Here is an 11,903-nt window from a genome sequence, read left to right on the forward strand (position 1 = left end):
CCCGATCAGTCCCGGACGCGGCGGCGGCGCTACCCTATCCCCGAGGAATCGCGTGTAACCGGGGAGATGTTGACATGAAAACTGCAATGATAAGCGCCGCCTGCATGGCCCTTGGCCTCGGCGCGGCGACCGCGGCGGGGGCGCAGGACGGGGATGTCGGCGCGGCGCTTTACGCGGACTATTGCGCTGCCTGCCACGGCGCGAACGCGCTCGGCGACGGCGACATGGCCAATGTCATGACGATTCCCTCGCCGAACCTGACACTGTTGGCGCAGGCCAATGACGGCGAGTTCCCGATGCTGAAGGTGATCCACATCATCGACGGGCGCACCGGAATCCGTGCCCACGGCGGCCCGATGCCGGTCTTCGGGCGCGTCTTCGCCTCGAGCGAGCCGGGGCCGGCGAACCCATACGGCTCTGTGCTCGAAGTGCGTGGCCGCACGCTGTCGCTCGCGCTCTACCTCGAATCGCTCCAGAAGTAGACCGCTACGCCCCCTTGCACCGCCGCCGCCCGGCCCCCACTTCCGGGCAAGCCATGTTGCGCGGGGCCGCGCCAGGCTTTATTGGCAGGCACGGCTAGCAAAGGACGGGATATGGCGGTGCAACTTCATCAGGGCGACCTGCCCGACGGGCTCGATCTCGGCCCCGTTGTCGCAATCGACACCGAAACGATGGGGCTCGATCCCCGCCGAGACCGGCTCTGCGTCGTGCAGCTGTCGGCCGGCGACGGCAACGCGCATCTCGTCCAGATCACGAAAGGCCAGAAAAGCGCGCCCAATCTGGAGCGGCTCCTTACCGATTCGAACGTGCTGAAGCTCTTTCATTTCGGCCGCTTCGACATCGCCGCGCTGAAAGCCGCCTTCGGCGTCACCACCGCGCCGGTCTACTGCACCAAGATCGCCTCCAAGCTCATCCGCACCTTCACCGACCGCCACGGGCTGAAATACCTGTTGCAGGAGCTTGTCGGCATCGACATTTCCAAGCAGCAGCAGACCTCCGACTGGGGCGCGGCGAAACTCACCGAGGCGCAGCAGGACTATGCCGCCTCGGACGTGCTCTACCTGCACCGGATCAAGGCCGAGCTCGACGCCCGCCTCGCCCGCGAGGGCCGGACCGACCTGGCCAAGGCCTGCTTCGACTTCCTGCCCACCCGCGCGACGCTCGACCTGCTCGGTTGGGACGACACCGCCGACATCTTTACCCACTGAGCCATGACCGAGCCCGAGATCTTCCTCGCCACCGCCCGCCGCGTCATCGAGATCGAGGCACGCGGCCTCGATGCGCTCGCTGCCGCGCTCGGCGATAGCGTCGCGGCCGCGATCCGGCTGATCCTCGACGCCAAGGGCCGGGTGATCGTCTCGGGCATGGGCAAGTCCGGCCATGTCGGCCGCAAGATCGCGGCGACGCTCGCCTCGACCGGCACACCCGCGCAATACGTCCACCCCGCCGAGGCGAGCCACGGCGATCTCGGCATGGTGACCGAGGGCGACGTGGCGCTCGTCCTGTCGAACTCGGGCGAAACGCCGGAGCTTTCGGACATCATCGCCCATACCCGCCGGTTCGGCATCCCGCTGATCGGCGTCGCGAGCCGGGCCGAGTCGACGCTCCTGCGCCAGTCGGACGTGGCGATCGTCCTGCCCCGCGCCGAGGAAGCCTGCGGCACCGGCATCGTGCCGACCACCTCGACAACGATGACGTTGGCGCTCGGCGACGCGATCGCGGTAGCGCTGATGGAGCACCGGCGCTTCACGCCCGAGCATTTCCGCACCTTCCATCCCGGCGGCAAGCTCGGCGCGAAGCTCCTGAAGGCGGGCGACCTGATGCATGACGGTGCCGACCTGCCGCTGGTTCCCGAAGCGACACCGATGACCGAGGCGCTCCTCGTGATGAGCCAGAAGGGCTTCGGCGTGGTCGGCGTGACCGATGCGGCGGGCCGGCTCGCCGGGATCGTCACCGACGGCGACCTGCGCCGCCACATGCACGGGCTTCTCGACCACACTGCGGGCGACGTGATGACGCGGGATCCCCGGACCATCGGTCCCGACCAGCTCGCCGAGGAGGCGGTCGCGCTGATGAAGGACCGCAAGATCACCTGCCTCTTCGTCGTGGCGCCGGACGGCGACGGCCGCGCGGCCGGCATTCTCAACATTCACGACTGCCTGCGCGCCGGCGTGGTCTAGGGCGATGGCCGCGCGCGACAACCTGCATTCCCGCGTGGTCTTCTGGCTGAAGGTCGCGCTGCCGCTCGCGGCTCTCGTGATCCTGTCCACGCTGTTCCTCGTCTCGCGCCGGATCGACACCGACGCGGCGCTTCCGTACACCGACATCGACGTCGAGGAGCTCGCCCGCGACCGGCGCATGATCGCGCCGCAATATTCCGGCGTCACCTCCGACGGCGGCGCGGTCACGGTGGATGCCGAGACGGCCTGGCCCGACACCGACGGCGGCAATGCCAACGCCAAGGCGGTGATCGCCGCCTATGATCTCAAGGACGGGCAGCGGATCGATCTCGTCGCCTCCACCGGGCGGCTCGACAACGACGCCGGGCGCATGCGTCTGGGCGGCGGTGTCGAGATTGTGACCTCGACCGGCTACCGGATGGTCACGGAACGTCTTGACGGCGCGCTCGACCGGACCGAACTTTTCGCCGACAGCGCCGTCGACGCCTGGGCGCCGTTCGGAACGATCACAGCCGGCCGGATGCAGATCACGCTCGAAGGGAGCGAGGCTCCCGGCTACGTTCTGGTTTTCAACGGTGGCGTGAAACTGATATACGAGCCTGCGAACTGAAGGATCCCGCATGCCGACGATTTTCCGCGCCCTGACGGCCGCTTTGGCCCTGGCGGCTGCCGCGCCGCTGGCGGCGCGCGCCCAGACGGCCGAGGTCGCCTTCGGCGGGATCAAGGCCGATCCCGAACTGCCGGTCGAGGTCACCTCCGAGAGACTCGCGGTCAACCAGAACGACGGTACCGCGCTCTTCACCGGCGATGTCGTGGTCATCCAGGGCGAGATGCGGCTGACCGCGCCGAAGGTGCTGGTCGAATACGCCACCGGCGACCAGCGGCGGATCGAGCGGATGCACGCGACCGGCGGGGTGACGTTGGTCAGCGCCACCGAGGCCGCGGAATCCGACGAGGCGGTCTACACGGTCGATACCGGCGAAGTGGTAATGACCGGGAGCGTGCTTCTCACCCAGGCGGGCAGCACTATTGCCGGCAAGGTTCTGACCGTCGACCTGACGACCGGAACCGGCCAGATGGAAGGCCGGGTACGCACCATCCTCCAGCCGGGCACGCAGAAATGAACGTCCGGTCGACGCTCACCGTGGCCGAGGGCGAGGCCGGTCTCAGGGTTCGCCAGCTGCGCAAGAGCTATCGCCGCCGCCCGGTGATCCGCGATGTCTCGCTCGATCTCGCGCGGGGCGAGGTGGTGGCGCTGCTCGGTCCCAACGGCTCGGGCAAGACGACGTGTTTTTACAACATCGCCGGGCTGATCGCGCCGGATGCCGGCCAGGTCATGCTCGACGGCCGCGACGTGAGCGGCCTTCCGATGTACCGCCGCGCCCGGCTCGGTATCGGTTACCTGCCGCAGGAAGTCTCGATCTTCCGGGGTCTCTCGGTCGAGGACAACATCCTCGCCGTGCTCGAGATCACCGAGAGCGACGTCCACAAACGCCGCGAGCGGCTTGAGGAGCTTCTGTCGGAATTCTCCATCACCCATCTGCGCCGCGCCCCCGCGCTGGCTTTGTCGGGCGGCGAGCGGCGCCGGGTGGAGATCGCGCGCTGTCTTGCCGCCGATCCGAAATACCTGCTCTTGGACGAGCCCTTCGCCGGTGTCGACCCGATCTCGGTCGGTGACATCCGCGCCTTGGTCCACGACCTCAAGACCCGCGGCATCGGCGTGCTGATCACCGACCACAATGTCCGCGAGACGCTGGAAATCGTCGACCGGGCCTATATCCTGCATGACGGCGCGGTGCTGATGAGCGGCAGCGCCGAGGAGGTCGTGCGCGATGAGAATGTCCGCCGGGTCTATCTCGGTCAGAGTTTCCGGATCTCCTGAGCCATCGGGGCCTCGATGGCGCTGACTGCCCGGCTTGACCTCGCGCAGCGGCAGCGGCTCGCGGTGTCGCCGCAGTTGCGCCAGTCGCTCGCGATCCTGCGCCTGCCGACGGCCGCCCTCGCCGAGGAGATCGCCCGGGAGGCGGCCGAGAATCCGTTCCTGACCGTCGCTGATCCCGGCACCGGATCGAGCGCATACGACTACGCGCTCGCCACCACCGCCGCGACGGAATCGCTGGTGGAAAGCCTGCACCGCCAGATCGCGCTGCAGCGGCTCGGGTCGGTCGAGCAGGCCGCCGCGCTCTACCTCGTCGGCGAGCTCAGGGAGGACGGCTATCTCGACCAACCACTTGGGGAACTGACCGATGCAGCCGGCCTCCCCCGTGCCATCCTCGAAGCCGGGCTCGCCGCTTTGCAACGCTGCGAGCCGGCGGGAATCGGCGCACGGACGCTCGCGGAGTGCCTTGAGCTGCAACTCGCCGAGGCTGGGCTGGAACGCAGTCTGGCCCGTGCCGTCGCGCTCCGGATCGATGATTTCGCGCTCGAACGCTGGGCCCGGCTTGGCCGCGAACTCGGCCTCGCGCCCGCCGAGTTGACGCGGATCTCCGGTCTTCTGCGCGGCCTGTCCTCTGCGCCGGTGCGCGATGATCGGGACATGGTGGCGATGATCGTGCCGGAACTCGTGGTCGAAACGGGTCCGCAGGGGCAGATCTCCGTTGTGCCCGTGCACTCCGCGTTTCCGCGGCTCGGCGTGCTGGATGCGCGCCGCGACACGCTCGACACCGACGCGCTCAGGGCGCTCTACGACCGCGCCAGCCTGATGGTGCGCGGAGTCGCGGCGCGAAGCGAAACCCTATTGCGGATCGGCCGCTTCATCGCGACGACGCAGTCGGCCTTCTTCCTCGGCTCCCATGACACGATCCGGCCGGTCACGCGCGCGGAGGCCGCCGCGGCACTCTCCATGCACGGCTCGACGCTTGGCCGCGCACTGGCGGGCAAGGCGCTCATGGCCGGGAACCGTGTGTACCCGCTTTCTCACTTCTTCTCGCGCGCATTGAACGGCCCCGACGGCCGTGTGTCTCCGTTCGACGTCCAGCGGCGGATGCGTGAGCTGATCGCCGCTGAATCCGCCGATGCGCCCCTTGCAGACGAAGTTATTTGTGCACAGTTGAGGAGAGAGGGCGTTGACATCGCCCGCAGAACTGTCGCCAAATACCGCAAATGCATGCGCATACCCTCATCGTTCGGGCGAAAGCGTCGGAAGGTTTCCACACAGAACCAGCCGCGGACGGTGCACAAGAACGACAAGATTTCCTGACCCGAGCACACGGCATTCGCCGGACCGGCGCCGCAAAGGGCGGGCCGGAACCGACCCATCAAGTAGAAGGAGGTGTCATGCGATACAGGATCAGTGGCAAGCAGATCGACGTGGGTGACGCTCTGCAGACCCATGTCAAGTCCGAACTGGGCGAGACCGTGGAGAAGTTCTCGCAGCGGCCCACCGACGCGACCGTCATCTTCGCCCGCGACGCCTACGAATACAGTTGCGAGACCACGGTCCATCTCTCGACCGGCCTGACCGCAGCCGCAAAGGGCCACGCCACCGACATCTACGCGGCCTTCGAGAACTGCCGCGAGAAGATGGAAAAGCAGTTGCGCCGCTACAAGCGCCGGCTGAAGGACCATCACCGCGATCGGACGGAGCCTGTTGAATTCGCGGGCGCGCCCATGTATGTGCTCGCCGCGAATGGCGAGACGTCGGACATGGAGCCGGACAGCCTGCAGCCGATGATCATCGCCGAGATGGAGACGAGGATCCCCTCGCTCTCGGTCGGCGAGGCGGTGATGCAGATGGAATTGGCCGGCACACCGCTTCTGGTGTTCCGCAACGAGAAGAACGGCGGGGTCAGTGTCGTCCACCGCCGCGACGATGGAAACGTGGGCTGGATCGATACGTCGGCCGGCTAGGATAGCGCCGGCCCGCCGGCGTGAGACAGTAGAGGCAAATGGACCTTTCGAGCCTTCTCAAGCCGGCGGCGGTCCGGGTTATCGGTCACGCAACCAGCAAGAAACGCCTGTTTCAGGATCTTGCGGAAGTGGCGCATTCGGTCTGCGGGCTGGATGCGTCTGAAGCCGTCGACGCGCTGCAGGAGCGTGAAAGCCTCGGGCCGACCGGCGTCGGCCACGGCGTGGCGCTGCCGCATGCACGAATCGATGGCCTGGATCAGGTCGTCGGCGTCTTCCTGCGGCTGGAGAAGCCGCTGGATTTCGACGCCGTCGACCGCCAGCCCGTCGATCTGGTCTTCGCCCTCTTCGCGCCGAAGGATTCCGGGGTCGAGCACCTGAAGGCGCTGGCCTCGGTCTCGCGCCGGATGCGCGACCCGGCCACCTGCGTCAAGCTGCGCGCCAACAACGATCCCGCAGCGCTCCATGCGGTGCTGACCGAAGCGCGCTCCTCCCAGGCGGCGTGAGCGGCGCTCAGGCCCCCGAGCTCCAGTTCCCGAAACCGTAAGACACGTAGTCACGCCCGTACGCGCCGCGCGCCGCCTTCTCGAGTTCGGCGTCATAGATCCGCGCCAGCGGCACCAGGGCAAGCTCCGGCCCGGCTGCCGGCGGAGTCGGCGCATCATGAAGCCCGACGGACCGTACGAGATAGGCAAGATCTTCGACGAGATGGTCCTCGCGGCACAGAAGGTCGGGAGTCGCGAACTGCGCGAAGCCCTGGATCACGGACCACTGGCTGGCCCACAGCACGTCCTGCCGGATCGAGGTCTGGCCGTTCAGATTGACCGTCACGAATCTCAGGAACGCGAGAAAGGCGGCCCGATAGGCCGTGTCGCCCAGCCCTTCGATTTCGTCCTCGGGCGGAACCGGCACATCGTGTCGCTTGCGCAGCGCGGTGCGAATATCCGTGTAGGTGTCGCTGGTCAGAACCTCACTGAACGCCTCGTTCGCGCGCGCGAGCGGATGGCGCAGGACAGTGAAGCTGCGGTGGCCCGGCCGGTCGCGCTTCCAGGCGCGCAGCGTCATATTGTTGAACCCGTCAACGAGACCACCCGATCCGAGCTGCGACAGCCAGGCGCGCAGATCCTCGTCCCGCCTTGGGCGGATCGGAACGTAGAGCAGGGGCGCGCCGGCCGCAGCGACCGCCTGAGGCGTGCCGGGCCCGCGACGCGGCTCGAAATTGGGCGTGCGAGAGAGGTTGGCCCAGTCGATCCGCTGCAGCGCGGCCTCCATCTCGGGAAAGTTGCGGACCTTCTGCTCCATGTCCTCGGGATTCTGCCGCACGAGCTTGTTGGAGATCCGCGCGACTTCCGCGTCGACGCCAAGGAATCGAAGGAGCCCGTTGATCACGTCGACCCGGAGCGAATCGTCGTAATCAAGGTAGAAGGCGGTTTGTCCGGAGACCTGAAGCGCGCTGAGCAGACGGAGCTGGAACGCCTGCCGTTCGGCGAGGAACGACTCGAATTCCTCGAACTGGAACACCGGCTGCCAAGTGGTCCGGTGCTTCACATTGGTCATCTTCCAGCGTTTGGTCGCGTTTGCGATCCGCAGGCTGATGAACGAGTCGACCGGGTTGCGTGTCAGCACGATCTTGGCGCAGCGCGGATCCGCGAGAATCGCGTCGAGCACCCGCGGCTCGTGGTCGTGGAAGAACCGGAAGCCGTTCAGACCCTCGGCATTGCGGATCCGGTCGAGCAGTTCCATCGGGTCGCGCTGCCGCTCGGCCATGGTGATGCCGAGGATCTCTTCGATATTCGGCCCGCCGATATGGACCGGGTTGAACGCCTCGCTGTGGCAACTGATGCCCGGAGCCGTCGAAAGCGTCGACTCGATCAGGTTCGAGCCGGTGCGCATCTCGCCAAAGATCACGAAATAGTCGAAATCGCCCCGCAACCGGCGTCCTCCTTAGCGAACCAGATAGGGGCGTGCACAGTCCTGCACTGCCGGCCGTTGCGCGCCGGCTAAACTGACGTCTCCGACCAGCGTCGGCTGCATGCCCTCGTTCTTGAGCCGTTGCAGAAACGCTTGGAATCCTGACAGGTCCGCCATCCGCGGAGCCTCGGCCAAGGGAGGCGCCCCACGCGGCCGGATCTCGTCTAAGATCGGTTGCAGGGATTCCATCGGGCTTTCGATAAACTCTGCCATCGTCCAACTCCGCACACGCGCCTTGACCTGCATCGACCGCAGGATCGCCAGGTGCTCGGCCTCGCGCTTTTGCAGCAAGGCCGCGTTGCGGCGGATATCGGGGAAATCGCCGCCGGATTGCCAGAGCCGCACCGCCCAGGTGCCGGAAATCACCGAGATCTGCGCATTGGGATCGGCGGCCATAAACGCGTTGCAGGCCTGGTTGTCACGGGGGCTGAACTGGAAGACTTGCCGCTCTCCGCGGGAGTTCCAGACCAGGTTGGTGAGGAAGGAGCGCGGATTGTAGTCGCGCAAGGTTGCATCGGCACTAAGGGCGCCGTTGAAGACGGAGGCGCCACCCGAGAACTCCGCGCCTTCCGGGCTGAAGAGATGGCCGTGCACGCGGCCGCCGATCGTCTTGGCCAGCCAGAGGTCGAAATCCTCGAACAGGTCGGTAAAGCCGTGAAACACCGAATAAGGTGCGCAGGTCCTGCCGTTCTCGCGGTCATTCCTCGGAAAGCGGCTTTGCATGTAAAGACCGGGCCGGCCGCGCACCCGCCGTTCGACCGCGCTGGAAAACAGCCTGTCGATCTTGCCCGGATTGGGCTCGGCCCGCTCCGGCTGCGCCTCGGAGGGCGCGAGCAGCGTGCGGTAGAGGCGGTCGGCGCGCGGCCAGATCTTGCGCGCGACGAAACAGTCGGACCGACGGAGAAGCTGCAGGTGATCGTCGTAGAACGTGTGCGGTTTGCCCTGATTGTCAAATTTCGACAGCGTCAGGGAGCGGCTTTCGATCTGCCGCGAATGGCGCCTCGCCAGTGTCTGGAAATAGCTCTCGTCAGGGATCCAGACACGCCGGAAGTACCGGTCGACGGCGGGCCGGTCGGGAGCGTCGAGGATCGCCGACAGCGTCTGGCGGGTCAGGCACCACCATTGCGAGCCGAGATGCGGCACGATCCCGTCGGGAATCCGGCGCCGGAGCTTGAGCCGCCGCTGCAGGTTCACATAGGCGTCGAACAGCGCCCTTTGGCGGCGCCAGGAAAACGGGAACCGGTACATGAACCGCTCGACATCGAGGCCGCCCACGGTCCAGCCGACATCTGCGGTGGTCACACTCTCGATGAAATCGGTGTCCGGGCGCGCGTCGAGATAGGTGGTGAGTTCCTCGACCGGCCGGAGCGGCAGGCAGGAACCGGAGGCGAGGTAGACATGCCGGACATGCGCATGCTGCGCCAGCATCTGCGCCGCGGCGGCCTGGGTCGCGGCCACCAGCGACCAGGTTCCCCATTCGCAGGCGAAGCGCTCGCAAAAGCTCACGTTGCCAAGGTCGGCGAGCATGCCGGTCATCGCACGAAACGCCCGCGGCTTCACCCGGCGATCGACGTGGATGACGACGGGGCAGCCGGCCTCGGCCCAGAACCGCGCCACCTGGGCGGCGCGGTCGAGTGCGGTGTGGCACATCATGATGAAACCGAGCGTCATGCCCAGTTGCCCTTCGACATCAGCCCGAGGATCTCGAGCTGGCGCCAGTTGATGTATTTCTCGGACCATCTGCACCACAGGTCGGGCTGTTCTTTCAGGGCTTCGGCATAGGCGGCGTATTCCCGGCCGGTGGCGAAGTGCTCTTGCCGCGTCAACTCCTCGTCGACCTTGGCCTCGAAAGTCGACAGGAATTTGGCGTGCAGCAGGCATCCTGAAGCCTTTTCGCCGCCCATCTCGTCATAGGTCAGGTTCAAAGAGCGCGGCAGCAACGTGTGGGTCGAGCTGACAAAGCAGTAGTCCCAGCGCCATTTCACCAGCGGGATCTTGTTCAGGCTCGGCGCCTCCTTGGGCGTTTCCGCGAACATGACCCGCGCCCGCGGTCCGCCCTGGATCCAGAGGTTTCCGAACTCGGCGTTCTTCGAGATCGTGTAGTTGCCGCTGTCGAAATGATCGGCGATCGTGAACGGGTTCATGCCCTCGCGATAGGACACTGAGTTGATCGCGCCCTTCGGGTACATGTCGACGAGCATGGCCGGGAAGCTGCGGATCTCGTAGGTGTCGAGCCAGTCGGTCAATGCGCGGATCGGCCGCGTGTCGCAGAACGGGTAGACGAAGAACTCGTCGACATCGAGCGCGAGCACCCAGTGCTCGCGCGCGTGGCGCATCAGGATCCAGTTGAGCCAGTCGACACCGTAGCGCGCCTCGCGGTAGCTCGCCCGCGTCGTCCACAGGGTCACGTCCTCCTGCGCGGCGAGATACTCGCGCGAGCCGTCATCGGAGCCGTTGTCGACGAACAGGAAGTGACCGACCCCGAGCTCGCGGTAATAGCGCAGGAAATAGGGCAGGCGGATCCGTTCGTTACGGAGCACCGCGGCGACGAGAATGTCGCTGCGCCGGATCCGCCGCAGCCGGTCCGCCACCATCGACAAATCGCGGCGCTTGCGGAACGCGCGGAACCGCATCCTCTTGCGCATGAGCCGCAAACGATATCGCTTCCAGACTCCCAACCCGACCCTCTCGCCCCGCAATATTAGGCGGCCGCGTCATCCTTGACGCATTCTGATTAAGGTGAGGTTGCACCAACTGGCCGGATCGCGGCCGAAATGTCCGCTTCCGTTCCTGCCCGTCAGTTCCAGCCCCAACAGAACTTTCTTGTTGGGACGGGACAATACAGGTGGCGACCCTTCAGGTAAACTGCGGAATGACGATCAAACCGGCCGCCGCACGGCGCAGAGGCAGCGCGGTCACGCCCCGTCGTAGCCGCCGGAGCGGTGCCAGCGCCAGGCATCGGCGATCATCGTCGCGAGGTCGGACCGCGCCGGCCGCCAGCCGAGTTCCTGCGCCGCGCGCGCGCTGCCGCAGACGAGGCTCACCGCGTCGCCGGCACGGCGCGCGCCGAAGGTCACCGGCACCTCGCGGTTGGTGACCGCGCGCGACTGGTCGATCACCTCGCGCACCGAGAACCCCCGCCCCGTGCCGAGGCAGTAGACCCGCGAGCCCTTGCCCGCCTCAAGCCACCGCAGCCCGGCCACATGTGCGTCCACGAGATCGGCCACATGGACGTAGTCGCGGACGCAGGTTCCGTCGCGGGTCGGATAGTCGGTGCCGAACACCGTCAGCGCCGCGCGCCGTCCCTCGATCGCGTCGAGCATCAGCGGGATGAGATGGGTCTCGGGCCGGTGGCACTCGCCCACTTCGGCCTCGGGATCGGCGCCGGCGACGTTGAAATAGCGGAAGATCACCGCTTCGAGCCCCTGGCTCGCGCCGAAGTCGCCGAGCATCTGCTCGATCGCGAGCTTCGACTTGCCATAGGCGTTCAATGGTTCCTGCGGCGTCTCCTCGTCGAGCATCACGCCGTCCTGGTCGCCATAGGTCGCACAGGTCGACGAGAAGACGAAGCGCCGGCAATCCGCGGCCAGAGCCGCCTCGACGAGGTTGAGCGCGCCGAGCACGTTCACGCGCCAGTAGGGGCCGGGGTCGCGCATCGCGTCGCCGACGAGGCTCAACGCGGCGAAATGCATCACCGCCTCGGGCCGCCAGCGCGCGAAGACCTCGTCAAGCCGGGCCCGGTCGGAAAGGTCGCCCTCTTCTAACGGGCCGAACTTCACGGCCGCCCGCCAGCCGGTGGCGAGGTTGTCGAAAGTTACCGGAACGTAGCCCGCCGCCTTGAGCGCCTTGCAGGCGTGAGCTCCGATATACCCCGCGCCCCCGGTGACGAGGATGTGCCGGTCCATC

At 66.7% G+C, this 11,903-nt stretch carries 13 protein-coding genes; 9 read left to right on the top strand and 4 right to left on the bottom strand.

The window, feature by feature from the left end; genetic code table 11:
• The first annotated feature begins 74 nt into the window (after positions 1-74).
• The 9 genes from OM960_RS07345 (at position 75) to OM960_RS07385 (ending at position 6,532) form a co-directional block, all read left to right on the top strand.
• Positions 75-482, top strand: coding sequence for a c-type cytochrome (locus tag OM960_RS07345; protein ID WP_263335283.1), 408 nt, complete (start codon positions 75-77; stop codon positions 480-482).
• A 111-nt stretch (positions 483-593) separates the two neighbouring features.
• Positions 594-1,208 carry a ribonuclease D gene (locus OM960_RS07350; RefSeq protein ID WP_264771531.1) on the top strand — a complete coding sequence of 205 codons (615 nt, stop codon included), beginning with the start codon at positions 594-596 and terminating at the stop codon, positions 1,206-1,208.
• A gap of 3 nt (positions 1,209-1,211) precedes the next feature.
• Positions 1,212-2,180, top strand: coding sequence for a KpsF/GutQ family sugar-phosphate isomerase (locus OM960_RS07355; RefSeq protein ID WP_263335280.1), 969 nt, complete (start codon positions 1,212-1,214; stop codon positions 2,178-2,180).
• 4 nt (positions 2,181-2,184) lie between these two features.
• Complete coding sequence (locus tag OM960_RS07360) at positions 2,185-2,790, top strand: hypothetical protein (RefSeq protein ID WP_263335278.1); 606 nt, start codon at positions 2,185-2,187, stop codon at positions 2,788-2,790.
• Between the two features lie 10 nt (positions 2,791-2,800).
• Positions 2,801-3,304, top strand: a complete 504-nt coding sequence (gene lptA, locus OM960_RS07365) for a lipopolysaccharide transport periplasmic protein LptA (RefSeq protein WP_263335277.1) — start codon at positions 2,801-2,803, stop codon at positions 3,302-3,304.
• Complete coding sequence (lptB, locus tag OM960_RS07370; protein ID WP_263335275.1) at positions 3,301-4,062, top strand: LPS export ABC transporter ATP-binding protein; 762 nt, start codon at positions 3,301-3,303, stop codon at positions 4,060-4,062. The genes lptA and lptB overlap by 4 nt, the downstream gene beginning before the upstream one ends.
• Positions 4,063-4,077: 15 nt before the next feature.
• Complete coding sequence (locus OM960_RS07375) at positions 4,078-5,379, top strand: RNA polymerase factor sigma-54 (protein ID WP_264771532.1); 1,302 nt, start codon at positions 4,078-4,080, stop codon at positions 5,377-5,379.
• A gap of 77 nt (positions 5,380-5,456) precedes the next feature.
• Positions 5,457-6,029, top strand: coding sequence for a ribosome hibernation-promoting factor, HPF/YfiA family (gene hpf, locus OM960_RS07380; RefSeq protein ID WP_263335271.1), 573 nt, complete (start codon positions 5,457-5,459; stop codon positions 6,027-6,029).
• 38 nt (positions 6,030-6,067) lie between these two features.
• On the top strand, positions 6,068-6,532 hold the full coding sequence (locus OM960_RS07385; RefSeq protein WP_263335269.1) for a PTS sugar transporter subunit IIA: 465 nt from the start codon (positions 6,068-6,070) through the stop codon (positions 6,530-6,532).
• A 7-nt stretch (positions 6,533-6,539) separates the two neighbouring features.
• On the opposite strand, the gene OM960_RS07390 is transcribed toward OM960_RS07385, so the two are convergent.
• The 4 genes from OM960_RS07390 to galE form a co-directional block, all read right to left on the bottom strand.
• Positions 6,540-7,958 (bottom strand): sulfotransferase domain-containing protein, encoded by a 1,419-nt coding sequence (locus OM960_RS07390; RefSeq protein ID WP_264771533.1) that lies wholly within the window; start codon positions 7,956-7,958, stop codon positions 6,540-6,542.
• Between the two features lie 12 nt (positions 7,959-7,970).
• Complete coding sequence (locus tag OM960_RS07395; RefSeq protein WP_264771534.1) at positions 7,971-9,668, bottom strand: DUF5927 domain-containing protein; 1,698 nt, start codon at positions 9,666-9,668, stop codon at positions 7,971-7,973.
• Positions 9,665-10,642: a glycosyltransferase family 2 protein gene (locus OM960_RS07400; RefSeq protein ID WP_264771535.1), complete on the bottom strand. Its 978-nt coding sequence runs from the start codon at positions 10,640-10,642 to the stop codon at positions 9,665-9,667. The genes OM960_RS07395 and OM960_RS07400 overlap by 4 nt, the downstream gene beginning before the upstream one ends.
• A 270-nt stretch (positions 10,643-10,912) precedes the next feature.
• Entirely contained in the window at positions 10,913-11,902 is a 990-nt protein-coding gene (galE, locus tag OM960_RS07405) for a UDP-glucose 4-epimerase GalE (protein WP_263335261.1), read from the bottom strand.
• Between the last annotated feature and the right edge of the window lies 1 nt (position 11,903).

It is taken from the genome of Defluviimonas salinarum (assembly GCF_026013545.1).
GTDB lineage: Bacteria > Pseudomonadota > Alphaproteobacteria > Rhodobacterales > Rhodobacteraceae > Albidovulum > Albidovulum salinarum.